This window comes from Paenibacillus sp. Y916, assembly GCF_056786435.1.
In genome coordinates this window covers 117,360-140,888 of sequence record NZ_JBXCJA010000011.1, presented here as the reverse complement: position 1 = coordinate 140,888, position 23,529 = coordinate 117,360, and the positions used below count along the sequence as shown (strand labels likewise).

The following is a 23,529-nucleotide window of genomic DNA, read 5'->3' as shown; positions in this document are numbered from 1 at the left end:
TCTGAGTCGGTTTGAGGGATCAAAAATTCAGAATGGTAATGCTTTAGGAGCGTCGCTTCATTGACGCTGCCGGGGAAATTTCGACCCTGAGATAGCATCAGCCACGCAACTCTATGCCTAACACGCGGAGAATGTCAGTGAACTCTTGTCGGGGATTCTTCTGAATACATTTGGCGGATTCTCCGAAAAAGATCCGGCACAATATTTCCACTAAAACAGTATTCAAACGAACCTGCGTACCAGAAACAAATAAAGTTTGGAGGTTTAATCGTAAATGGAGTACATTCTCATAATCATATCTTTTCTTATAATCATAAATTTAGTGGCTAAGGTGGGGAAATTAGAAGGTCGCATAAAAGGAATGCAATATACCTTGGACCAGTTAACCCAACAATCGGGACTAGTTGAAAATCCAATAAATGAAGAACTACGTAAGTTAATAAAAGAGGGTGAAGACGTAAAAGCAATTAAAAAGGCAAGAGAAACTTTAGGTCTTTCACTGTTAGAAGGAAAAGAATATTCCCATCCACTTCTAATTCCCTGAGTTGTAGCGTCAATATCCTCTATGCAAATGAAAAAAGGATCAACCAGAAAGAACTGGTTGATCTCATAATACGAACGGGCAGGATAGCATAATAGTAGCTTAGCCAGCATGTGGCGGTGGTGGGAGGCCATTACTAGTTCGTCGGAATGCCGGAGCAACTGGTTGACTTGATGGAGCAATGATTTACCATCGCTATATCCATAACGCGCAAAAAAAAATTTCGGATGGGGATTTACAAATAAGAAAAAATATATTATTATATTTCTATACTTCTGGAAATAAAGAAATATTTTAGAAATCGAGGGGACTGTACATGGAAGGCAATTCGGAGATGCGCGAAGCCGTTAAAGTATATAAAGCGCTGGGAGAGCCGACGCGGCTTAATATCGTCCAACTCCTTGCGAGCGAACCGGACCAATGTTGTGCCTCGCTGGGAGATAAGTTGAAAAACGTCGCTAACTCGACATTATCGCATCATTTGAAGCAGTTGTCGGAGTGCGGATTACTTCAATCGCGGAAAGAAGGAACATTTATTTACTACAGCCTGAACCGCAGAGTGGCGGAAAAATATGCGTCCTATCTGATGACTTGATTTTTTTTGATTAATATTTCTATATTTTTAGAAATATAATAATTTGTTCGAACAGAAGGCTGTAACGAAAAGCGCAGTTGATCTTTGAAAACTGAGTGATGAGAAAGAGACTTTACGGAGTAAAATTCACTCGTTGTTCAGTTTTTAGAGTTCAACTCTCAAATGCGTTTTAGTAAATTCCTCTTAGCTGCCTTGTGTCATGGAAATGACCAAGGAAGTAAAATCTGCTGTGCGAGGGTTTCGGGATGACTGATAATCTAAGCGCATAAAGGTGCGTAATTGAAACAGATATGTCCTGTGTATCTGTGTGTCACATCAGACAAGGTGCGTTCGGGGTGTCTCGCGGTAAGGTCATGCCGACCAACAGACACAATGAATGTGCCTCTATTACAGAAAGGTGGAAAACGACATGATAAAATTCGTATATATGATCAATCGGATCGAGGGGATGAGTTTCGATAAGTTCGTAGAATATCATCGACTTAACCACGCTCCTCTATTTACCTCGATCCCAGAGGCCAAGAAGTATGTCCGAAAATATGTGGTGTCTCACCCGGTTGCCGCCGAGGGCTATCCGCAACCCGCGTATGATGGGCTTACTGAAATCTGGTTCAACAGTTGGGCCGACCATGATGCATTCTTCAAATCAGACAACTACCTACAAAAGGTTCAACCCGACGAAAAAAAGTTCATTGACTTCAGCTCTGTCGGCGTCATGGTCACAGAAGAAAAAGCAGTGATCTAATTTTGTGAACCCCCATAACATCACCGCCAACGGCATGAAGAGAATCAACTGTTTGGCTTCGGGAGCATAGCTGAGAGTCGAGGATGATTGGCCTGAGGTAGAAGTGCAGCGAATCTCTCGCGGTAGCGTTTTTTGCACAACGCTTGCTTGGTGGTGATGGCGAAGGGGTTTCCGTACCCATCCCGAACACGACTGTTAAGCCCTCAAGTGGCGATGGTACTTGGGCCGAAATGTCCTGGGAGAGTGGGACGCCGCCAAGCAACAACGAAAAAGCACTGCCGACAATTCGGCAGTGCTTTTTCGTTGTGTGCAACGCATAGCGATTACCTAGGCGGTGAAGTCCGCTGCTAGGGCTGGTAGTAGCCAACCACTAGCCAAGAGTATTTTTGATTCGGCACTAAGTGACGATTCAACTCACGGGAAACTTTAGCTGAATGATACACATTAATGAGCAGGTGCAAGGGTATCCCTGCTGTTTTCATAGAAGAGGGGGCAGGATAGCTATGGAAATCTCAGTGGTCCTGTGTTAACTGTATTGGTAGGAGTTTAGATTTCGTTACACCATATCAGCAGTTTTGCTATTCTTAGGCTTACTATTCAAGTGAAGAAAGGACAGGGGCGACCGCCCTGTCCTTTCTTATAGATGAGGATAAACGCATGATGAGCTTACGGTTGAACAAGGTTTATAGATTTACTCTCAAGGTACCCAGCATCTTGGAGAATTTCACATGCACAGAGTCAAAGAAGCCGCCCAGATAACGGGACTCACAGAGCACGCCGTGCGCTTTTACACGGATAAAGGCCTGGTACCAAGCGTATAGCGCATTCAAAACAACATTCAAGTGCTTGAAGCTAATACCGTCTCACTCCCACGGCATAACCGGGGGGTTATTGCGCACTCAACACAGAAAAAGAACAATTTTACCTGTCGAGGTAAAATTGTTCTTTTTCTTTTGGGTTTAAATTCAGTTTATATGGCATTAGTAAGATTGATTTACAACGATGGAAGCATTGCTTTTAAACCTCTGCGGCTTCCAACTCGAACTAAAATCGATATTCATAAGGGGGTGAGACAATGAGGAAGCGTAACACAATTATTTCAGCAATTGCAGTAATCGTCTGCACACTTGCCGTATCTTCCATGCTGATGGGGTCCATCGTAGGAGCAAAGGATGCTCACGGTAGGATAACGGCGCAGGTTGAACTGGACGGACTCATGGTGCAAATGAAAACAGGAATACTCAATTTAGATGCCCTAAGTGATGTGGAATATATAGCGCTCGCGTACCAAGTCTGTGAACTTGTTGACAGAATCGACACGGTTACGGAAGCAACACATTATCTCCGCAACTATTTCGCACGAGCCCCAAATACGCTTGACGAAATGATTGCAATCATCATGCACGAACAGGGTGGCACGTTTGGATGGAAACTCATGAGCCGTCATAGTACGCGGTTTCATATGTTCAGTTTCGGCAGGGGGCGTGCGAGCAAACCATTCATTGGATGTTTCAAGCGTGAGCGGTTAAATAGAGGAATACCCGTCAGTAGGGGACCGCCATAACCGAGGTGTTTGGAGACTGTATTCGCGCAAACCATTTTTTTTGATTTGATTTCCAACCAAGAATGGGCTGGAAGTTAAAGCTTTCTCAATCAATGCAAGCTTGGCCAAAAGTGCCATACTAGACAATGCAGCAACCTTTTGTTCATTAGCACAGTCCTACCTCTTTGAAGGATAAAAGAATGGATTAGTATTTATCTCCTAACATAATAGAACTGCTTCGAAAAGAAAGACTGTCGGTAAAATTTACCGGCAGTCTTCTTCTTAGTTTTCGTGTATTAAACCGATAACTTCTGCGGTTCATTTACGGTGTGACGTCCGCTTACCACAAGCATGATTAGAGAAATAATCATGAGTATACAACAGAATACAAATGAATACCGGTACCCTACAATACTGGCTAATCCCCCGCCAACCAGGCTACCAACCAGTCTACCGATTGTGGATGAATTAGAGTAGAGCGTAGATGCATACCCAGGCTTGCTTGGAAGAAGATCCTGAATGTAGCTAATACCAATCGCAGAAATAACGGAAACAAACACGGCAAGCAGAATTTGGGCTGCAAGCATCTGCCACATGGAGTCTGAAATCATGACAACGACGTAATACACTCCTCCTAGAATGGAGCCACACATCATTAAGATTCTATTACTGTATTTTGCACTGAGTATTCCTAATGTAATCATAAAGGGAATTTCAAGCGCAGCGCAAATACTGCTGACTAGACCAACATCGCGAGTCGTTCCCCCAAGATTGTTTGTAATAAAGAGGGCGGTATTAAGGCTACTTGTCCAGTGAGCTATGTACATGAGTGTCAGAATCAGGAAAGGAAGCAGAATATTATGGTTCTTACCCAGAGGAAGACTTTTTACTTCCACTTTAGCATTACTTCTTTTCTGTTCATCTGTTTTTGATTCGAGAAACAGGAATATAAGTAAGGGAGCAAGCATGAACACTCCGATCGTACCCGAGAAAATCCCCTTAAACCCAACAGCAGCGATTAGCATAGTACCGATTAATGGACCAATAATGAAACCAAGCGAGAAAGCAGAACGCAAGGTAGAATTTGCAAATGCATGATCAGTAAAATTACTCTTCGTCACTGCTTCTCTAGAAATAGCGAATAATTGAGGCATACCTGGTGCACCGAGGGCAGTAAACACAGTCATATAGATGAACAAGGTCGTAAAATCCTTAATGAGCAAGTATCCACTAAAAGCCAGTGCATTGCAGAGCATAGAGACAATGTAAATGTTTTTACGATTCATACCGAGGTCAGAGCGTCTCCCGATTAGCGTACTGATCCATATCCCGGCAATTAACGTAACGGCTAGAAAAATACCAAACATTCCGACAGATACTCCAAGCTGTTCCGTGAAATAAATGGATAAAAAAGGTGAGCTGAGTGAAAGACCCATGCCCTGAAGTAACATACATAAAAAGAGTAGGGCATAAGAGGGAATCGAAAATAGTGCAGTGAGTCGTTTGATCATGATCTGAAGTTACTCCTCTATATTTGTTTAGATAGTCAATCTCGTTATAGTATACTTGAAAATGAAAGTAATAATATATGTAATGTTTTATCATAGTGGATAGAATCCATAATGCTATTTGGATAGTAACTGTAGGGCTCTAAAATTAAGTTCACCAGAATACACAAAGACTAATACAATCGTTGCTGGTCGAAGTGGTCAGAGAGTGGATGATCAACAAAGGAATGAAGGCAGCCTTTGCGAACCTGGATCTGCACGTATCTCCTGCGGAAATTCTTCAGCAGGGATTACTCCATGGGGTTAAATTTCGAAAAGAAAACCCGGAGTGGTTCACGTTATTAATTAGCCTTTGGACGGAGAGCGTGAACAATGAAAAGCTTGCCAAAGAGTTGCTGGAACTGTACAAGGAAATGAAAGCGGGCATAATTGAGATTATCGATCGCATGGAGCTGCAGCTGGAACAGAGTGAAAAAGAGACTTTAGCGGTACTGATCCAGGCAGTTATCGACGGATTGAATCTTCAAGCACCTGTACAGCTGTCTGCAGATCCGATCTCCTATGAGCAAGTATCGCGAGGAATCGGATGGATGCTTGGCGGAATTCGATCTTCAGACCAAGAAAAAGGAGAATAAAACCATGACAACTGGGTGATCTTCCTTCTGCTGCTGATGCTGCCCGACGTGTTCATGATCTGTTTCATCTGGATGGTTCATATCGGAATGGATCGGATGATGGCTACGGATTGAAATACGTAACCGATTTTAAAGACACGCCTATTCAAAGAATATAACATTTACATATCGAACGGCCAACACGCTAACCACTGCCATTAATGAACGGATGTAGCGGTTAAACATAGTCCCATTAGAAGTCGCTAATTTAGCGGCTTTTTTGTTATAAGAAATTAAGTCTTGTCCTTAGCTGAGATCAATAACTTGGTAGCTATATAGCTTGAAGCGGTTGAAATCAGAGGGGAAGCTTTCGCTTCTTCATCTTCCATTTCATTCCGTCACCTTTCGCACCGCACATAGCTCCTAGCGCGCGGTGTAGCGTAACATGATGGCTGTCAACCACATCGTTCCTTCCTCATACTCCATTGTTTTCTGCGAGCACTGATTATCACTTGGAGCAAAAATACTTCACTGTACTATCAGCACTAGCCCAAACCCTACATTAACTTCCATCATACGTTATAGGGAACCTGCCTAATTTGTTCGTATTAATTATTAAAAATGATGTTCATTCATTCATAAGGAGTTGGATAGATCGGTGAAATCAGACATTAAACTGACAGGGCGCGTAATTTTTAAGGGAGATCCTGGCTATGAAGCGGCTCGCAAGAATTGGGATCCACACACCAACAGATTTCCTAAAGTTTTTGTTTTCGCTCAAAGAACACAGGATGTTGCAAATGCTATAAGATGGGGCCGCAAAAATAATGTCCCTATTCGACCGAGAAGCGGGAGGCACGCCCTTGAGGGTAACCTTTCACAAGTCAATGGAGGCATTGTCATCGACGTTAGCGAAATGAAGAACATTAAGTTGAATAAGACTAGTGGCACGGTTGTTGTTGAGACAGGTAATCGGGTAGGAAGAATCGTAGATAAGCTGGCACGCCAAGGATTTATTGCTCCATTTGGTGACAGTCCAACGGTTGGAATCGGCGGGATTACGCTTGGTGGAGGAATAGGTCCATTGCAAAGGACGATTGGCCTTATCAGTGATAATCTTCTTGAACTTGAAATGGTTGACGCTAAGGGGAGAATCATTAAGGCGAACAAAAAACAAAATGCCGATCTCCTGTGGGCTTCCCGCGGTGGCGGAGGCGGCAATTTTGGCGTATATACCAAATATAAATTCAAAGTACTGCGCGCTCCAGCCAGAGCTACCGTATTCCGTGTTACTTGGCCATGGGCTCAGTTCGAAAAAGTCGTGAAAAAATGGCAAGTATGGGCCCCTAATGCCAGCACCAAGTTGGGCAGCGAATTAAGCGTCGGACCCAAAAAAGGTGGGAATGTAAGTATGTTGGGTATGTACCTTGGATCAAAAAGCGATGCCCTCCGCCAGTTGGAACCTATTCTTAGTGTAGGTACACCTACTCAAAAAATCATCCGCTCCCTGTCATACACAGAAGCTACGAAATTTATGTTAGCTCCCGATCCAGTGCTTCCCCAAAAGTTCAGTAACCAGTTCTCCAGTGGCTTTGCCAGACACCCATTCCCGGATAAAGCATTCAAACCCATGCGCGAATTTCTGGAAAAAGCAGAGGGAGGGACTCCAGCTGGATTCTATTTCCTTAACTGGGGTGGCGCCATAAGTCGTATCGCACCTACAGCCACCGCATTCTACTGGCGGAAAGCTAAATTTTATGTCGAATGGAACACCTCATGGGTGAAGCCTTCTAATGCCGCGAGAAATATTGCCTTAACTCGAAATACTAGGAAGAAGCTTCAGCCTTATATTGTAGGCTCTTATATTAACGTTCCAGACCAAGGCATTAAACCCTCAGGTCCGGTCTATTATGGAAAGAACTATGCTAGATTGAAGAAAGTAAAAGCGAAATACGATCCACAAAATGTGTTTAACAATCCGCAAAGTATTCCACCCGCTTAATAAAAATGGAGCAGCAAACATTGCATCTTTGGTAGTCTGGGTAGCGAATTCGCGTACATGGAACAGAAGGGTATATCGAAATATTGTAAATGGCTATATACATCAAGCAAGCACTACCTCGGAGTTGTCGAGTTTGAGGAAACAGTAGAGAAGGGTTCCACGACATAACGTTGTCATGGAACCCTTCGTTTGCTTCTGATTGAGCCTAATCGTTAGCCAGTTGCACATAGCGGGAGAAGAAATACAACCATCTGCTTTCGCACAAAATGCACCTAAACCGAGTAGGACATTCTCAATGATCAGATCACGAGCGACCCAGGGCTCATTATGCTGATGATTCAGTCCATTCAGCACGAGAGGAGCAGAAGCAGTGGCTCTACGATCGTCTGCCGGATGCATTTTTACAATCTTGTTCTATTATCATTCCCTTATGACTTTACTTATTTAAAATAGGTATTTCTCCAAGAAGTTTCTTCAAGTTGATAGAATCCCACGGTATATGCTCCGTTATACCTAATCCAACTACATCTGTTTCTTCAGATAGCTCTTTAATCAGATTAAGGAGCCCGGGCATTTGCATGGTTCCAGCAGCGGAAAGATCATATGGTACTTCAGGGTTGGCGAATAATAAAGAACGAAATGCCTTAGGGTCAAGCACATCTAGATCAAGGTGAATCGCTAGGTGCTTAATGTTACTTTGTTTAATCCAATCCTTTATAGATTCAGTGCTGTTCATTAACTCTTGGGTTTCAGCAGTTTTAATACCTAGTCGTTGAATGATTTCTGTATCTAGATCTGTTTGTTCATTTATACCCGCAATAAACACATTTCCGGGTTTTAGAGGAATTTTCACATGTTTGGCGAACTCTTCATCGCCTTCTCCCAACAAGTTCCCGAGAGGTAAGGTATGCCCATAATCATACCCGACAATTCTTCCTAAATCGCTGTGAGCATCGATCCAAACCAAACCTAATTCCCCATTATATCGTTCGTTTAAATACGCGAATGGGGCTTGTTCGACTAAGCAGTCACCACCAAACATAACAATACGATCCGGTTTATAAGCATCAATGATATGATGAGCAGCTTCTAATTGCTCAAGCAGCTGTTTTCTTCCATACGTACCGTTCTCGTTTTCAAGCGGAATTCCGTCATAAGCCTGAACAGGGACATGAATAAGGGGCTGATCATTGTCAGGGGCTAGCCAAGCAAGCAGTTCAGCTCCAAAAGAGTAGTTAGGGTTGTTTCCCCCTTGCCATTGTGGCATCAGTAAGCGTATTGTTTGTTTAGTCATTTTTTTCTCCCCTTTACTTAATGTAAAGCTAGTATAAAATAAAGACATACAAAAAAATAGTACGCACTTTTTAGATAGGTACTTCCAGAAAGGGTAGTGTAAACATGAGTATGGCTGAATTTATAGGTAAAGTTAAAAATATTCAAGATACGCCTTTTGGCTATACTTTATCAATTATTGGAGGAAAATGGAAAATGGTTATTATTTACCTCCTGGCTGAAAACGGGCCGGTTCGCTTTAATGATCTTAAGAGACAGATCGGAGCTATCACTTATAAAATGTTGAGTTCACAACTTAAAGAATTGGAAGCAGATGGGATGGTGAAACGGTTAGAATACCCTCAAGTACCTCCAAAAGTCGAGTACAGTCTCACAGAGAAAGCGGAAACCTTATTACCCGTTTTGGAAGGATTATGTGAGTGGGGAGTAAAAAATCAGAATAGTTAAATCTATTGTTTGTCGTATAGAACAGGACTGGCCTCACGGTTAGCCCTGCAGTGTTATGAACGATGATGATCTAAATGCTACTGTCTATCTACCGTAATATACATAGAAAGTAGATCCAGATAACGCTCATTTGCGTCAGCCACTATTACTGGTATAGGTGATGATGCACAAAAACCCATTTTCTTCACATTAGAAGAGAATAGGCTAGAAGATTAAGTATGAGCAAATAAAGGCGGATTAAACCGCTAATCTCGTTGGTTCATTTACAGAGTGGCGTCCGCTTACCGCAAGCAGTTTCTGCAACATTTATAAGAATAGCTCGGTGTCCGAAGCCGCAAAGACCCGCATGTTGACACAGCCGGCCATGAGCCAACATCTGGCCTCCCTGGAGGCCGAAGTGGGTGAAGCGCTTTTTATTCGAACGGCACGGAAGATGTTGCCCACTGAACGAGGGAAGGAGTAATACTCCCAGTTGGCCCCACTAATCGAGTCGCTGGAGGAGACAACGGTGAATTTCAGGACGGCTTCACTACCGATGCTCACCATGATCAAGATAGGCACTGCACACGAGTTCTATACGGAAAAAATACATCCCCGGCTGCATCGAGTACCTGAAATTAATGGATGAGGAATTTGTGATTGTGGCCCCTCAGGAATATGAAATACCAGACACAGACGATCTCGAAGTATGTCATTCCGAATTTATATATGATATTGAAGGCTATAGGTAATGGAACCGGCTTAGTGTGATAACTACCTATCTGAATGATGAGGCGTCCAGATTCGAGAGATTATGGCGGTCATACACGAAGAGGGATAAAGAACAGCCAGTGTCTGTTGGGGGATCTTTATCTACATTATATATAAATATATTTATTGTTAATCCATTAAAATATAATTGGTTTTATAGATAGAGGGGGAATACACTAGGTGAGTAACTAACAAAGATATAGGAGGAGAGAAACAATGATAGTATTCATGACAGGTGCTACTGGTTATATTGGCGGATCCGTGGCGAAGGTGCTGATTGATGCCGGACATGATATCTACGGTCTGGTGCGTGATCCAAAGAAGGTGGATGCGCTTAAGCAACTCGGTATTGAGCCCGTGTTTGGAACACTAGAAGATAATGAAGTGCTGACCAAGTATGCTAAGTTGAGTGACGCGGTCATTCATACCGCCGATTCGGATCACAGAGGGGCTGTGGAGACCTTTATCGCCGCCTTACGTGGTACTGGCAAAGCATTCCTGCATACATCAGGTTCCAGCGTGGTCGGAGATGATGCTCGGGGCGATTCTGAAAGCGAGAATATTTATGACGAGGAGACGCCGTTTGTTCCCATGGATATTCGCGCTGACCGCGTCGCTATCAACAATTTGGTTCGCAAAGCTGGAATAGATGAGTGGGTTAGAACTGTGGTTATCGTGCCTTCCATGATCTATGGCGATGCACTTGGATTGCCGACGGAAAGCGATCAGCTGCCTCAGGTTATCCTCAAGTCCAAAGCGGTGAGAGCGGGCGTTCATGTCGGCAAAGGTGTGAACTGCTGGTCCAATGTTCATATCAAGGATTTGGCGGAATTATATCGATTGGCTTTAGAAAAAGCACCATCTGCGTCATACTTCTTCGCAGAGAATGGAGAAGAGTCATTTCAGGATATTGCCAAATCCATCAGTGAAGCACTTGGCTTTTCAGGAAAAACGATGAGTTGGCCGGCCGACGAAGCCATTGCAGAACTGGGCGATTGGGCTCGATTTGCCATTGCATCCAACAGTCGAGTACGTGCGGTACATGCAAGAAATCTGCTGGGCTGGCTACCTTCGGAAGAACCTATGCTGAGCTGGATTAAGAACATCTCATAAGCGGGAAAAAGGCTTTTTGCATAGCGGACATGCTGGAACTGATGACGGTCAACGGCGAATGGAGTTCGTGGGATTCGCAAGCGATGAACGCCACTTGCTTCAGCAAGCTTATTTATTACAATGATTTCGAATTGTTCCTCATCTCGCAGGATTCGTATCATTTGGAATCAAAGTGTTCATAGTGTCCAGATAACGATCTGTTTTTCTACTTTATATTTAGCACTTTATTTCGCTTCCCACTGGTGCACAAGAGCCATTAATATGCCTTGAATTAAAAAAGGTTATTGAGTAAAATAACAATATGTTAAAATTTACATCCCATTATTTTCGTTATTGGTTGAAAAATATGAGAGTTAATTTACGGAGGTGAGACTTTTGAAAACGATCGGTGTAGGATTCTTACATGCTCAACTCTATGCAAAGTTAGCGGAAGAAATGGTAATGCTTTGTATAGAGGATAAGGAAACAATATTACCATTGTGGTAAATAATTTTCTTCCGACTGGCTTTGCACCTTATTTATTTACTAATAAGGGAGTGAGTCAAGTTGAAGTATTCAAAAGCAGAGGATATTTTTCCAGAAGAATTGCTTATTGTAATTCAGGAATATGTGCAAGGTGAATTGATATATATACCAAAACCAAAAGAGAGTCATAAAAAATGGGGAGACAATACCCAAAGCAAGCTTATGATTGCGAATAGAAATGTAGAAATTCAAGCTTTCTATCGAAAAGGAATTCAAATCAAAGAACTATCTGAGAAATATTTTTTATCCATAGATAGCATTAGAAAGATAGTTTATCAAAAACGTTAGACAAGTCCGTTCGGCCGATCAAATTGATTGGCTTAACGGACTTTTTTGTGTAAAAGACGACTTAAATCAACTTATCCCTCTCATACAAACGTTATTTGATGTACATTAAAATTGAATGGAGGGGGAGATGATTATGGAAATAAAAGATGCAATATTAGGAGTGAAAACAATGGATGAATCTATTAAGAAAAAGTTGATGGATAAGAATGAAAAGTTAATCAACATGGTTGTTGAACGTGCTAAGAGAGACTTTCCTGACGATATAGCCATTATTGGACTTACCGGTTCTTTTTGTACGGGAGATTTTCATGAAAAAAGTGACCTAGACTTGATAATCATCAACAACACAGATCAAGGGTGGAACATTTCTTCTTGCTTTATTTGGGATGATGTTGGGTACGACATATACTGCACTCCATGGGAAACCAGAATACAGGCGCAAGCAAACCTGGAAGGTCCTGGTGTTTCCAGCTTAACGGAGATGAAAATACTTTATTGCGCGAAGCCGGAGTATTTGGAGAGATTCAACGTTTATAAGCAAAAGGCGCTTGATGAACTTTCTAAGCCAATTGGGAAAGACTGCCTTACAAGAGCAGAAAAGTGGATTGATATAGCCAAGCAAGAATATACAGGATCTATGTTATATAACGATATTGGATCAGTAAAGTACGCATCTGCTTGTGTGGTAGATAATCTTGTAAATGCCTTAGTCAGTATGAACAACACATGCATTAAGAGGGGAATTAAGAGGTGTCTTGAAGAAATACTTGCGTATCAATATATTCCTGAGAACTTTGAAACACTGTATATGGCAGTTATAGACGCAAATTCAATTCATGAAATACGTAAAGCATCACTCGATGTATTGAGAAGCGTTGTTCTTCTATATGATACCATGCTAGAAAAGTTTGTAGAAAATACGATACCAACTTATGACAATCTTCGGGGAACATATGAGGAATTATGGTGCAATTACCGAAACAAGATAATTAAGAGTGTTGATGCGAGCGATAAATCATTTGCATTTCTTGTAACAATGGATGCACAGAATTATCTTGACGAAATGACAATGGACAGAGGAATAAAAAAATTCGATCTGATGCAGTATTTTGATGCCAATAATCTCCCTGGATTGAAAATGGCTTTTCTCGGTGTTATGGATGAATATTTGGCTGAGTATGAAAGGGTAGGAAGAGAAGTAGAAAAATACGAGAATTTTGAAGATCTATACCGTAATTATATGATCATTTAAGATTGAAACTAATTTTTGAAGAACTTCGCGAAGTCATAAGGATAAATAAACTGGATTACGCGGGTTGCTTGGTCGAGGAGCAAGCAGAGCTTGCGACCAGACACATCATCAGCAAACATAAAAAGGGTCGGAGCAGGGGGTTAACCCTCGATCCAACCCTTTTTATTTACCTCTTTACGGTTCAATCCCCCATACAAGCTGATCGTTCATATACCCGGTAACCTGTTCATTGTCTGCGAACTGACTGCTGGATGCTTTAAACGAATAATCGTTAGCCTGATTGTAATTGGACCAGTCGGTTTTGGAGAAACGAGTTTGGATTTCTACGCTTTGGCCAGGATTAAGCGTTCCAGCCGAACTCGTAAAGCCAATTTCCAGAACACAATCGGCTCCCGCAACCGGAGTCTCCAGTTTAACGAAATTGCCGGTTACATTCGCACTCCCGATATTGGCCCAGTCGCTCCAGAAATTCTGTGGTTGTTCGCCGTCAATTGTATAGTAGTACCGGAGGTTTACATCACTTAACTGAATCGCCGAATCACCGTTGTTGATTACTTTGAATTTGGGTGAGATTCCGTTGGTGGAGGCACTCGTATTGCCGTTAAACGATTGGATTGTCAACTCTCCTGCGGGTACAGGAACACTGTTGTCCACCACATTTACTGTAAGCACAGCGTCATTTCCTCCGCTGAAATGAAAGATTATCGTATTCTGGCCCAGTGGCAGCGCGGAAAGATAGGATTTGTGCAGAACGATAGCAGTGCTTGATGTCGTATATTCCTGATCCGCTATAAGAGTGTAATTTCCATTCGTTATACTTGCAAGCTGGTGTCCGTTTAAAGTAAGGGATATAGAGATATCCTGTGAAAGATTCGATGCTTTATCAAATGTCGCATTCACTGGCGAAATCGCAGCGCTCGGTGTTGAATCGACAATTTTAACTTTTAATACGGGATCTTGTCCTTGATTAAAATCAAAGATGATCGAATGCTCTCCAACCGACAGTTGAGCAAGATATTCCTTTTTCAGTAGTAATGTATTTCCATTTAAGATGTAGTCCTGAGTTGAGGTTAATGCATTGGCACCTAATCGGATAGCGGATAACGTATTGCCGTTAAAATTCATGGTGATGGCTTTGTCACTTTGATTGGGTGTGTATCTGTCAAATTCGATGCTGGTAGGTGTGAAGGATGAGCTTGGGATTGGATTGTTGACCTTTAAATCAGGGAGTTCATCTAATGTGATTACGTAATCACTTTGATAAAGCGTTATTAAGGTAGCGGGATCATTAAAGGCAGAACTGATGAGATGCTCGCCATACCAAGGGCAGTAGTAGAGCCATCCCGCTTTTTCCTCTATCAGATTCTGTACACTTGGGACGGTGTCGTTCTCTGTCATGGCTACCATTTTAGTGCCATCGGTTAAATCAACAAGTTTATAGAAAATCGAGGTAATGGCGTCCTCATTGGGTACGCCGGACAAACCGTCATCACGGTTGTAGATCGTATTGTATTTATCATAGCCGACAATATCAACCTGATGATCTCCAGGATACCAAGCAGGAGAAGTGCTGTACACGTAGCTATTGTAGGTCCAGATCAAGTTGTGCAAGCCGTATGTCTCTGAAAGTTCGGTATAGAGTAGATCCCACAGCTGCTTGTATACCTCTGCGCCTGCCGAAGCCCACCAGAACCACGCGCCTTCACCATTTATTCCGCCGTTGCCCTCCGCCTCATGATAGGGACGGAAAATAACCGGCACGTTGTTATCTTGGAGAATCAGCAGCTGTTCTGCCAAATCCTCAATGGTCATCATCACGTATTGATATTCTTTCGTACCAGGAACCACCGCATTGGCAGTATTAAAATTGGTTTCCGTCGGCTTGTAGGTGGCGTCTTCCCAATCTACAAACTCCCCAAGCTGATAGGTGGTGAAATTGCGAGGCACATTGATATGCCAGGCAGCTGTGGCAATCCCACCGCGGTTATTCACCCATTCGATGGTCCGTTCGGTTGTGTCGTCGTCCCAGCCATAGAGCGGATTATAGTTCATAAAATCGAAGCCGCGGATTGCTGGATATTTTTCGGTTAAATTATAGATCCAATCAAACTCTAACTCATAATCGCCGTCATTTCCACTTCCATAAATCTCCTGCTGGCCAGAGATAATATGGTTGCCGTAAACCTCCGTTAAATAATTCATCAACATCTGTGTTTCTGGTGTTGCTTGAGGATCGGTAAGAATAGGCTGCACATCCAAAGGATCAAGATCGGCATAATCAACAGTGAAGGTGTCGAAATAAGCGAATCCCCAACCAGCCTTCAGTTGAATGGTGTTGCTTCCTTGATTCAGCTTATAAAATCCAAATTCAAAGTCAGACCATGTGGTCGTGTAGGGCAACATAAACGAGCCCTTGGTAACGCCGTTGACTGTTAAATATTGAAGTCTGCCATCAGGACTGAGCTCTTGCATGTAGCGGGTGGAGATCGCATACATGCCCGTTTCTGGGACAGTCACTGTGAAGGTTATTGTGCCAGAATTCTGCATCCAGACAAATCAGCTCCCGGAGAATCCAGGCTTAGGTTGTCCGTAAATTTCAGTCACCACTTGAAGATCGGAGGTGAGCTGAGCGTTCTCGCTTTCAATCGTGAAAAGTGGGATGTCTGCATGTACTGGCGCTGTCATCAACCCAAGGAGCAGGGTAAACGCCAGCATAATTGCGATTGCCTTTTTAAACAAGTTTTTCATAATCATTATTCCTTTCCATGTTAAATTGATAAATATTTGTGCCATCTAACATTTCGTGGATGCGCTTACATAGCGAACATAACATACATGTAATAATTTGTAAATATTAGAGAATAAGAAATTAAGTTATTGTTTGGATGTTCCGACAACACATCCCTTTTATCGAGAAATCGCCATAGCGGAAAAAAGTACGCTGAGGCAGCGATTAATTATCGATAATGATGTTTGCCAATTTAAGATTAACTGGATTTACAATTGTATCTCCAACAGGGCACTTGCTCTTCAATAATTGTATGATTTCATCCACTGTTTCTTTCGGTGAATTAGTTTTGATTGTAAATGAGCAGTCGCTAAAATAAATGTGGTAACAGCAGCCATTTTAGAATCTCCTATGATTAAATAGTAATGATTGAATTCGTGAAATAAAAGTCACTATTCCAGTGTGTATTATAAATTTTAGTTTAATGATGTAAATTCATTCGACATCTAGTACATGAATACACAAAGAAATTTTGAAACCAGCTCGCTCCAAAGTTAGTTCAGAAACATCAAATTTTTCGACCCGCAGTGGTAATTATTGTTGTTTATACCCAATCCAAGTTTACTAAAACCCATATTATAGGTACATGGAGGTGTTCTAAGTTGACTATTTATTCAAACAAAAAAAAGAGAATTCTCATGAAATGCAAGTCAAGTTATCGTAGTTTATGTAAGAAGAAACTGAAGAAACATAAACCCCATAGGAGCAATAAAAAAAGAACTAAGTGTCTAAAAAGAAGCGGAATTTGCATTAATAAGGATATTATTTGTAAGATAAATAATCAAAAGAAAAGCAAGAAGTGTTGTGAAAGAGGATCTAGAGGTAAGCGAGGTAAGCGAGGTAAGCGAGGACCACGTGGGTTTAGAGGAGAAACTGGAGAAACAGGAGAAACAGGAGCTACAGGTGCAACAGGGGCAACAGGAGCAACAGGAGCAACAGGAGCAACTGGAACAACAGGAGCAACAGGAGCAACAGGAGCAACAGGAGTAACAGGAGTAACCGGAGCAACAGGACCAACAGGACCAACAGTAGCAACCGGAGCTACCGGAACAACAGGAGCAACAGGGGCTACAGGAGCAACAGGACCAACAGGACCAACAGGAGCAACAGGACCAACAGGACCAACAGGAGCAACAGGAGCAACAGGACCAACAGGACCAACAGGCGCAACTGGCGCGACTGGAGTAACTGGCGCGACTGGAGTAACAGGAGCAACAGGAGCAACAGGAGTGACTGGCGCAACGGGAGTAACCGGAGCAACAGGCGCGACAGGCGTAACAGGAGCTACTGGAGCTACTGGAGTAACCGGAGCTACTGGAGTAACCGGAGCTACTGGAGTAACTGGAGCTACTGGAGTTACCGGAGCAACAGGAGTAACAGGAGCTACTGGAGCTACTGGAGTAACCGGAGCAACAGGAGCAACTGGACCAACAGGTGCAACAGGTGCAACTGGACCAACTGGAGCAACTGGAGCAACCGGAGCAACGGGAGCAACAGGAGAAACAGGAGCAACGGGAGCTACAGGACCTGCAGGGGGATCAACAGGAGAAACAGGAGCAACAGGAGATAGTGGTGAAACGGGAGCAACAGGAGCAACAGGAGCAACGGGAGCAACAGGAGAAACAGGAGCCGTAGGAGAAACGGGAGCCGCAGGGGGAGCAACAGGAGCAACAGGAGCTACAGGCGTAACTGGAGCAACAGGCGCAACAGGCGCAACAGGCGCAACAGGACCAACTGGAGCAACAGGACCAACAGGCGCAACAGGCGCAACTGGAGCTACAGGAGCAACAGGAGCAACAGGAGCAACGGGAGCTACAGGCGTAACTGGAGCAACAGGAGCTACAGGACCAACCGGACCAACGGGAGTAACTGGAGCAACAGGGGCAACTGGAGCAACTGGAGCAACAGGAGCAACAGGCGCAACAGGGGCAACGGGAGTAACCGGAGCAACCGGAGCAACAGGAGCAACAGGAGCAACAGGAGCAACAGGAGCAACAGGACCAACGGGAGTAACCGGAGCTACAGGCGTAACTGGAGCAACAGGACCAACCGGACCAACCGGACCAACCGGAGCTACAGGCGTAACTGGAGTAACCGGACTAACTGGAGTAACGGGTGATGGATCACCATTTATTGAAACCGTAAAAATGGGAGACATAGACACACTAATCGATTTTAACGAAGGTTCTGGAAACAACCAAGCCATTGGCGCTCTTGCCTTTAATGGGCAAGACTCAACGATCAGTAGACTTGCAGCTTTTGTTACACAATTAGGTAGTAATACAGGTAGGTTTCAGATGGCCGTTTTACAACCAGTCAGTTCAACAACAGCTTCGGTTATTGCTGTGACTACTGTATCAATGTCCTTTACACCAGGTCTGTTCATCCTGCCATTAACTGCACCTATTACGCTGTTAGGTAATAATATTTATTATCTGGCTGTGTACAATCAAATTAATGGGTCTTCAATAGGTGGTAGTACTACGGGAACAGGAAGTGTAAATGATGCCTTCCCAATCAATTTTAGAGCTCAAAACCTCACGGGTTTTACGGTTGGTGATCTCATAAACACAAGTGATGTAAGCTTGCGGTTATCACCTTGGGTCGCTGGATTAGTCTAATTATTATTTTGACTTTGGTGAGGCCTATTACGGATGTCAAAGTAATTATCATTCTTAAGAAACTTAGTTAGATAGAATATTTAGAAAATAAATTTATTAGATATAACGATAAAAATATATTTTATTTGGTTTCTCATTGAACACAAGAGCTGAAGTAACTTCCATAAATACAAATTGAAGCCGTGGTTCTTCTCACAGACTCCGTTGATGCGCCTCGGTACAGCTGAGGATATCGCCAAAGGCGTGCTGTTCCTGGCCTCGGATGATTCTTCCTATATTACAGGAATTGAACTGCCAATCGACGGTGGATATTACGCCAAATAAATTATTAACTGCCTATCTAAATCCCCGGGAAGTCGGAACCTCATTTCACTCCCGGGTCTTTTTCTAACGAGTTATGAAGAATTTAGAGAATAGGGAATGGGAAGATCGGTACCATTTTCTTTTTATGTACAGGAAATTCTTGCCGGAGCAAGATGGCCGTAGGTTGGGCTAAGAAATACTTAGGGGGGACTTGGAATATTTATAGTGCTGGCATTGAAGCCCATGGCTTAAACCCTAAAGCTGTAAAAGCTATGAATGAGGTAGATATTGATATATCTATGCAAACCTCGGATATGATTGATCCCAATCTTTTGAATAACGCAGATCTAGTCGTTACCTTATGTGGCGATGCTACTGACAAATGCCCGATTACGCCTCCAAAAGTGAAACTTGAACATTGGAGATTTAATGATCCAGCCAAAGCGCAAGGTACAGATGAAGAGAAATGGGCAATGATTTATTATCCAAGTACGGTTCTCGGTTGATTGTAGTACATTTACATGATAATAACGGAAGTCATAGCGAACACGGGTTACCCTTTGACGGCACGATTGATTAGTCTACAACCACGAAAAAAATTGTGGAAACGGATTATTCAGGCTCAACTACAATAGAGTCCAGAATTTAGGATTATGAGGATTTATCGGCTAAAGAGTTTTTACATAAAGCGTTTGAGCGAGCAAAAAGGCTGGAAGCATTAAAGCTCTAAAATCCGTGAAACAGAAATAATCCGTAACAATCATTGATATATGCAGGATACAGTAATTAGCAGCATCTTCACCTTACCCCTTTAAAGTGAAGGTGCAAGTACAGGATTGCTTTAATTTAGGCCACTGCGCCTATCCAGCCAGTCAAGGGAAGTAATATGCCAACACATATAGTCATTGATTTTCCGGAGGATCTTGAACTAAAGAATTACATTAATTCTATTGTTACAAAACATGGTTAGTAAACAACTCATTTGAAACGAGTTGATTTTTTGTGTCGGAATCGGAGGGGATTGGCTACGGGACCAAGTTCTTGTCCGATTGCCAATTTGATTCAAAATTCGACTATTTGGAGAGGAAGCAAAATCAGAATATGCTTTATATCTTATAAATTTGGCTGAAAAAAGCCATAAAATGACCCCTCTATATAATAGTTTTAATAAAAATGGAATTAAAAAAAGGATTGTATCTATAATTTAATTAAAGAAAACATCGACTTTTGGAGTAGCACTTGCAAGTGTACACTGCTTTTCCGGTTAAATTAGCTAGCCATATATTTCAATGATCCAGAGGCTGTAAAATTTACTCCTGAGATAGCAAAGCTTGTAATCGGGGCCTTGAGATTGGATGGAGATTAAGACGTAAATATTGGGGGAAGAGTTACGAAACTGAAGCTACAAAAGCAATTTTACAATGTACTTTTGATAACCTTGAAATAGTAAGAGGGCAAGAACATGGTCTTATTGCTGATTTGATATTCACTTAAATAGAGTTTTTTCAATCCAGCTCTCTGATTACTTGTTATTTTAACATAAGCTCATTAAAGCAATATCCGGGTGATGATAGCGCAACAGTGATTCAGGAATCGTTGGAGATTGGTCGATTTCGGACAATCTGCGAAATTTATGTCGGCGGTGATGTGGCGATGAGTGCCAGAATGTACGACATTCAGCAAGGAAATCTTGCCATGTTGATCAGTCAGGGTGCTGTGGAGTTTAGCAGGGTCAAGATCGAAACTGTATAAGAGGTCGTCCCATTTGCAGAGAAACCTGCTTAGGGGACGATTTCTTCTTGTTCTACCCCTCATCGAACTCGGGTTTTTAGCCGTATTCTTTACCGAAGTCCTCCATTTTCTCAAGGACCGGCAGTATTTTGATTCCCTTGTCCGTTAACGAATACTCTACCCGTGGAGGAACTTCCGGATAAACCTCACGTTTAATAACCCCATCGTTCTCAAGCTCCTTAAGCTGCTTGGTGAGAGAGCCTTGTGACAAACCTCCAAGAAATTTTTTTATATCCGTATAACGGCGTGTTTCACCTTTTAGATACCATAATATAAAATATTTCCAACGTCCTGAAAGAACATTTTGAGTAAAGGCAATCGTGTACAACTCCCCTTTTTCATCCTTAAACTCTTTATCAAATCCTTCATTACAGACCCTCATTTGTTGTTACTCCTTATCTATTGGTACAAAAAATTGTACTATGTTCATTTATATTGCCCTCTTTGCAGATAAAGCAAATGAATTTATGATGGTATCAATGCCACTAAACAGAATAACTTTGTTCAATTTTTAGTTAGCAGACTAATTATTATTATACCACAAAAAAGTGATCCAACACTCACCTAACCTGAATAAAGGAGAAGAGATACATGAAGATGCAGTTGGCTCTACAGATGGTTTCTGGGTATGGAGCTGAATTCAGCGCTTGGAGAATGCCTGGCACCGACCCAGAAGCTTACACAAATATAGATAGTTATGTGGAACGGGCTAAATTAGCTGAAAAAGGAAAATTTCAAATGATCTTCATCGCGGATACTCCTGCATTATACAATGACTTAGGTCCTCAGACTCCTATGTTCCCTATGGATCCTATGTTAGCACTAATGGCTGTAGCCAGAGAAACGAAACATATTGGGCTTGTTGCTACCCTCTCCACGACATTCAATTATCCATATAACATCGCACGTCAGTTCAAAGCACTGGATGTTATAAGTCATGGCCGTGTAGGATGGAATGCGGTCACCTCATCCCACCCATTAGCGGCGGCGAATTTTGGTGCTGAGGTTTCTAATCGCAAAGAACGATATGACATGGCTCATGAATCCATACAAATTGTCCAAGCCTTGTGGGGGAGTTGGGAATCAGACGCTTGGAAATTAGATGTAGAAGGTGGAAAGTTTGCCGACATGGACAAAATTCGACCTATAAACCTTGAAGGGCAATATTATGCATCTCGTGGTCCTTTGCCCATCCCTCCCTCAGAGCAGGGTCAGCCCGTTATTTTCCAAGCAGGCGGAGGGGATGAAGGATTGGAATTGGCTGGGAGGTACGCTTCTGGTGTCTATGCAAATCCTTATGATATAGAGTCCGCCCGTGAACACAGACAAGCACTTCGTCAAAGTGCTGCCCGTTTTGGCAGAAATCCCGATGATATTAAGATGTATGCAGGTTTTATGTTTTCCATAGGTTCAACTGATGACGAAGCTTTGGAACGGCGAAGACAGCTTATGAGTTTTAATCCTGAGGAGATTCCAAGTAGGGTTAGTTACCTTGGTTCTATGATTGGTTTACCGCTATCTATGAACTCTGTCGATATTAATCAGCCTTTATCAATTGGCTTGTTGAAGAATGCATACGCCAATCCACGGGATCCACGTTCACCCAGAGTTTTAAAGCTACTAAAACAAGGGCTAACTATTCGGGATGTTCTTGCCCATGGTGTCATTAACTATCATCCGGTAGTTGCAGGTACCCCCGTACAAGTTGCTGACTTTTTGGAAGAATGGTTTTTGGCCGGTGCAGTTGACGGCTTCTCGGTTGTTCCTGATATATCTTATGATGGAGTTTCTGATTTTGTGGACTTAGTTATCCCAATTTTGCAGGAGCGTGGTTTGTTCCACAGGGAATATGAGGGGAAAACACTGCGCGAGAATATGGGGGTTCCTTATCAATACGGAAATGCTGAAATAGTAATAACGAATAAAGGAGAAGATACAAATGAATAATACCCTTGAATTGCTTCATAATCATACATCTGTTCGTTCTTATACAAATCAACCACTGACAGAGGAACAAGTTAATGCAATCTTTAAAGCAGCTAATCAAAGTTCATCGTTCAGTCTCCTGCAGGCTGTGTCCATTATTCGAATTACAGATCCGGATCTGCGAAAAAAAGTGATGCACCTCTGCATGGATCAACCCTACATCGAAGAAGCAGCAGAGTTTTGGATTTTCTGTGCAGATTTCAACCGTAATCATCAAATTGCCCCGGATGTGGACATCGAGAATATTGAATTTCTCCTGATTGGAGCATTTGATGCGGGACTGATGGCACAAAATGCGTTAACCGCTGCTGAATCCATGGGACTTGGCGGTGTGTTTATTGGTGCAGTCAGAGCAAATATCAACGAATTATCCGACCTATTACATTTGCCGAAGTATGTGATTCCTTTGGTGGGACTATGCATCGGTACTCCAGCGGGAGATAAACCAGAGCTTAAGCCACGGTTACCGCAATCCATGGTCTTGCTAGATAATCAGTATCAACCACTTGATCAAGAGAAACTAGCCGTCTATGATGAAACCATGTTGAAGTATTATGAAAGCCGCCCGGTTAAGGCTCCATTCACAGTGAAAAAAGTAAAAGGATGGAGTGACCATATCCAGGATCATCTCCAGAGAAGTATTCAGACCAAAACGATGGGTTATTTGAACAAGCAGGGATATGCCAAAAAATAAGTTTAACGAAGTCGAGTATAATGATCTTTAGTCTGGAAAAACTGCCCTTGAATAGGGGCAGTTCCCATTTATAATTGACATCCGTTTTTTACCGCGACATATTTAGTAGGCTAAATATATTTAGAATGGT

At 42.5% G+C, this 23,529-nt stretch carries 21 protein-coding genes, 1 rRNA gene and 3 pseudogenes; 20 read left to right on the top strand and 5 right to left on the bottom strand.

All coding sequences use genetic code 11. The features are described 5' to 3' along the window. Positions 1-274 precede the first annotated feature (274 nt). The 6 genes and pseudogenes from AC1TO9_RS19675 (at position 275) to AC1TO9_RS19650 (ending at position 3,445) form a co-directional block, all read left to right on the top strand. Positions 275-544, top strand: a complete 270-nt coding sequence (locus AC1TO9_RS19675) for a hypothetical protein (RefSeq protein WP_482060251.1) — start codon at positions 275-277, stop codon at positions 542-544. A 313-nt stretch (positions 545-857) separates the two neighbouring features. Further along, positions 858-1,136, top strand: a complete 279-nt coding sequence (locus AC1TO9_RS19670; RefSeq protein ID WP_482056835.1) for an ArsR/SmtB family transcription factor — start codon at positions 858-860, stop codon at positions 1,134-1,136. 376 nt (positions 1,137-1,512) lie between these two features. Continuing rightward, positions 1,513-1,881, top strand: a complete 369-nt coding sequence (locus AC1TO9_RS19665) for an EthD domain-containing protein (protein ID WP_482060250.1) — start codon at positions 1,513-1,515, stop codon at positions 1,879-1,881. A gap of 146 nt (positions 1,882-2,027) precedes the next feature. After that, positions 2,028-2,141 (top strand): 5S ribosomal RNA (rrf, locus tag AC1TO9_RS19660). Between the two features lie 468 nt (positions 2,142-2,609). Beyond that, positions 2,610-2,699 (top strand): annotated as a pseudogene (locus AC1TO9_RS19655) (MerR family DNA-binding transcriptional regulator); the annotation flags it as partial. A gap of 257 nt (positions 2,700-2,956) precedes the next feature. Beyond that, positions 2,957-3,445 carry a hypothetical protein gene (locus AC1TO9_RS19650; RefSeq protein WP_482056837.1) on the top strand — a complete coding sequence of 163 codons (489 nt, stop codon included), beginning with the start codon at positions 2,957-2,959 and terminating at the stop codon, positions 3,443-3,445. A gap of 275 nt (positions 3,446-3,720) precedes the next feature. Here AC1TO9_RS19650 and AC1TO9_RS19645 read toward each other — a convergent pair whose 3' ends face one another. Beyond that, positions 3,721-4,935, bottom strand: coding sequence for a sugar efflux transporter (locus tag AC1TO9_RS19645; RefSeq protein WP_482056838.1), 1,215 nt, complete (start codon positions 4,933-4,935; stop codon positions 3,721-3,723). Between the two features lie 209 nt (positions 4,936-5,144). On the opposite strand from AC1TO9_RS19645, the gene AC1TO9_RS19640 reads away from it, so the two are divergent. Both AC1TO9_RS19640 and AC1TO9_RS19635 read left to right on the top strand, forming a co-directional pair. Further along, the gene (locus tag AC1TO9_RS19640) at positions 5,145-5,567 is read left to right on the top strand and encodes a TetR family transcriptional regulator C-terminal domain-containing protein (protein ID WP_482060249.1); all 423 of its coding nucleotides are present in this window, start codon (positions 5,145-5,147) and stop codon (positions 5,565-5,567) included. 637 nt (positions 5,568-6,204) lie between these two features. After that, positions 6,205-7,548, top strand: a complete 1,344-nt coding sequence (locus tag AC1TO9_RS19635) for an FAD-binding oxidoreductase (RefSeq protein ID WP_482060248.1) — start codon at positions 6,205-6,207, stop codon at positions 7,546-7,548. 102 nt (positions 7,549-7,650) lie between these two features. On the opposite strand, the gene AC1TO9_RS19630 is transcribed toward AC1TO9_RS19635, so the two are convergent. Both AC1TO9_RS19630 and AC1TO9_RS19625 read right to left on the bottom strand, forming a co-directional pair. Continuing rightward, positions 7,651-7,947, bottom strand: a complete 297-nt coding sequence (locus AC1TO9_RS19630; RefSeq protein ID WP_482056840.1) for a hypothetical protein — start codon at positions 7,945-7,947, stop codon at positions 7,651-7,653. A 37-nt stretch (positions 7,948-7,984) separates the two neighbouring features. Further along, positions 7,985-8,842: an arginase family protein gene (locus AC1TO9_RS19625; protein ID WP_482060247.1), complete on the bottom strand. Its 858-nt coding sequence runs from the start codon at positions 8,840-8,842 to the stop codon at positions 7,985-7,987. Positions 8,843-8,946: 104 nt separating this feature from the next. Here AC1TO9_RS19625 and AC1TO9_RS19620 point away from each other — a divergent pair, with 104 nt between their 5' ends. The 6 genes from AC1TO9_RS19620 (at position 8,947) to AC1TO9_RS19595 (ending at position 13,216) form a co-directional block, all read left to right on the top strand. Beyond that, positions 8,947-9,288 carry a winged helix-turn-helix transcriptional regulator gene (locus AC1TO9_RS19620; RefSeq protein ID WP_482060246.1) on the top strand — a complete coding sequence of 114 codons (342 nt, stop codon included), beginning with the start codon at positions 8,947-8,949 and terminating at the stop codon, positions 9,286-9,288. 346 nt (positions 9,289-9,634) lie between these two features. Then, positions 9,635-9,751: a helix-turn-helix domain-containing protein gene (locus tag AC1TO9_RS19615; protein WP_482056950.1), complete on the top strand. Its 117-nt coding sequence runs from the start codon at positions 9,635-9,637 to the stop codon at positions 9,749-9,751. Between the two features lie 503 nt (positions 9,752-10,254). Beyond that, positions 10,255-11,151 carry an NAD-dependent epimerase/dehydratase family protein gene (locus AC1TO9_RS19610; RefSeq protein ID WP_482056844.1) on the top strand — a complete coding sequence of 299 codons (897 nt, stop codon included), beginning with the start codon at positions 10,255-10,257 and terminating at the stop codon, positions 11,149-11,151. A 29-nt stretch (positions 11,152-11,180) separates the two neighbouring features. Continuing rightward, the gene (locus AC1TO9_RS19605; RefSeq protein ID WP_482060245.1) at positions 11,181-11,333 is read left to right on the top strand and encodes a hypothetical protein; all 153 of its coding nucleotides are present in this window, start codon (positions 11,181-11,183) and stop codon (positions 11,331-11,333) included. 364 nt (positions 11,334-11,697) lie between these two features. Continuing rightward, entirely contained in the window at positions 11,698-11,964 is a 267-nt protein-coding gene (locus AC1TO9_RS19600) for a CD3324 family protein (protein WP_482056845.1), read from the top strand. A gap of 133 nt (positions 11,965-12,097) precedes the next feature. After that, positions 12,098-13,216 carry a nucleotidyltransferase domain-containing protein gene (locus AC1TO9_RS19595; RefSeq protein ID WP_482060244.1) on the top strand — a complete coding sequence of 373 codons (1,119 nt, stop codon included), beginning with the start codon at positions 12,098-12,100 and terminating at the stop codon, positions 13,214-13,216. Between the two features lie 174 nt (positions 13,217-13,390). Here the strand turns inward: AC1TO9_RS19595 and AC1TO9_RS19590 are convergent. Next, positions 13,391-15,964: pseudogene (locus AC1TO9_RS19590) on the bottom strand (glycosyl hydrolase). A 678-nt stretch (positions 15,965-16,642) separates the two neighbouring features. Here AC1TO9_RS19590 and AC1TO9_RS19585 point away from each other — a divergent pair. The 4 genes and pseudogenes from AC1TO9_RS19585 to AC1TO9_RS19570 all read left to right on the top strand — a co-directional run bounded on the left by AC1TO9_RS19585 (position 16,643) and on the right by AC1TO9_RS19570 (position 20,422). Further along, positions 16,643-18,625: a hypothetical protein gene (locus AC1TO9_RS19585; protein ID WP_482060243.1), complete on the top strand. Its 1,983-nt coding sequence runs from the start codon at positions 16,643-16,645 to the stop codon at positions 18,623-18,625. A gap of 177 nt (positions 18,626-18,802) precedes the next feature. Further along, positions 18,803-18,949, top strand: a pseudogene (locus AC1TO9_RS19580) (SDR family oxidoreductase); the annotation flags it as partial. 104 nt (positions 18,950-19,053) lie between these two features. Further along, a complete protein-coding gene (arsC, locus tag AC1TO9_RS19575; RefSeq protein WP_482056951.1) occupies positions 19,054-19,434 on the top strand; it encodes an arsenate reductase (thioredoxin) in 381 nt (126 codons plus the stop codon). A gap of 844 nt (positions 19,435-20,278) precedes the next feature. Next, on the top strand, positions 20,279-20,422 hold the full coding sequence (locus AC1TO9_RS19570) for a GNAT family N-acetyltransferase (protein WP_482056952.1): 144 nt from the start codon (positions 20,279-20,281) through the stop codon (positions 20,420-20,422). A gap of 334 nt (positions 20,423-20,756) precedes the next feature. Here AC1TO9_RS19570 and AC1TO9_RS19565 read toward each other — a convergent pair whose 3' ends face one another. Next, the gene (locus AC1TO9_RS19565; RefSeq protein WP_482056849.1) at positions 20,757-21,101 is read right to left on the bottom strand and encodes a winged helix-turn-helix transcriptional regulator; all 345 of its coding nucleotides are present in this window, start codon (positions 21,099-21,101) and stop codon (positions 20,757-20,759) included. A 209-nt stretch (positions 21,102-21,310) separates the two neighbouring features. Here AC1TO9_RS19565 and AC1TO9_RS19560 point away from each other — a divergent pair, with 209 nt between their 5' ends. Beyond that, a complete protein-coding gene (locus AC1TO9_RS19560) occupies positions 21,311-22,666 on the top strand; it encodes an NtaA/DmoA family FMN-dependent monooxygenase (protein WP_482060242.1) in 1,356 nt (451 codons plus the stop codon). Then, positions 22,659-23,399 carry an oxygen-insensitive NADPH nitroreductase gene (gene nfsA, locus AC1TO9_RS19555; RefSeq protein WP_482056851.1) on the top strand — a complete coding sequence of 247 codons (741 nt, stop codon included), beginning with the start codon at positions 22,659-22,661 and terminating at the stop codon, positions 23,397-23,399. The genes AC1TO9_RS19560 and nfsA overlap by 8 nt, the downstream gene beginning before the upstream one ends. Positions 23,400-23,529: the final 130 nt, after the last annotated feature.

Bases quoted from the DNA above. Each gene is read 5' to 3' on its own strand.
- AC1TO9_RS19675 (WP_482060251.1), top strand. From the start codon at position 275: ATGGAGTACATTCTCATAATCATATCTTTTCTTATAATCATAAATTTA.
- AC1TO9_RS19670 (WP_482056835.1), top strand. From the start codon at position 858: ATGGAAGGCAATTCGGAGATGCGCGAAGCCGTTAAAGTATATAAAGCG.
- AC1TO9_RS19665 (WP_482060250.1), top strand. From the start codon at position 1,513: ATGTGCCTCTATTACAGAAAGGTGGAAAACGACATGATAAAATTCGTA.
- AC1TO9_RS19650 (WP_482056837.1), top strand. From the start codon at position 2,957: ATGAGGAAGCGTAACACAATTATTTCAGCAATTGCAGTAATCGTCTGC.
- AC1TO9_RS19645 (WP_482056838.1), bottom strand. From the start codon at position 4,935: ATGATCAAACGACTCACTGCACTATTTTCGATTCCCTCTTATGCCCTA.
- AC1TO9_RS19640 (WP_482060249.1), top strand. From the start codon at position 5,145: ATGATCAACAAAGGAATGAAGGCAGCCTTTGCGAACCTGGATCTGCAC.
- AC1TO9_RS19630 (WP_482056840.1), bottom strand. From the start codon at position 7,947: ATGCATCCGGCAGACGATCGTAGAGCCACTGCTTCTGCTCCTCTCGTG.
- AC1TO9_RS19625 (WP_482060247.1), bottom strand. From the start codon at position 8,842: ATGACTAAACAAACAATACGCTTACTGATGCCACAATGGCAAGGGGGA.
- AC1TO9_RS19620 (WP_482060246.1), top strand. From the start codon at position 8,947: ATGAGTATGGCTGAATTTATAGGTAAAGTTAAAAATATTCAAGATACG.
- AC1TO9_RS19615 (WP_482056950.1), top strand. From the start codon at position 9,635: ATGTTGACACAGCCGGCCATGAGCCAACATCTGGCCTCCCTGGAGGCC.
- AC1TO9_RS19610 (WP_482056844.1), top strand. From the start codon at position 10,255: ATGATAGTATTCATGACAGGTGCTACTGGTTATATTGGCGGATCCGTG.
- AC1TO9_RS19605 (WP_482060245.1), top strand. From the start codon at position 11,181: ATGCTGGAACTGATGACGGTCAACGGCGAATGGAGTTCGTGGGATTCG.
- AC1TO9_RS19595 (WP_482060244.1), top strand. From the start codon at position 12,098: ATGGAAATAAAAGATGCAATATTAGGAGTGAAAACAATGGATGAATCT.
- AC1TO9_RS19585 (WP_482060243.1), top strand. From the start codon at position 16,643: ATGAAATGCAAGTCAAGTTATCGTAGTTTATGTAAGAAGAAACTGAAG.
- AC1TO9_RS19565 (WP_482056849.1), bottom strand. From the start codon at position 21,101: ATGAGGGTCTGTAATGAAGGATTTGATAAAGAGTTTAAGGATGAAAAA.
- AC1TO9_RS19560 (WP_482060242.1), top strand. From the start codon at position 21,311: ATGAAGATGCAGTTGGCTCTACAGATGGTTTCTGGGTATGGAGCTGAA.
- nfsA (WP_482056851.1), top strand. From the start codon at position 22,659: ATGAATAATACCCTTGAATTGCTTCATAATCATACATCTGTTCGTTCT.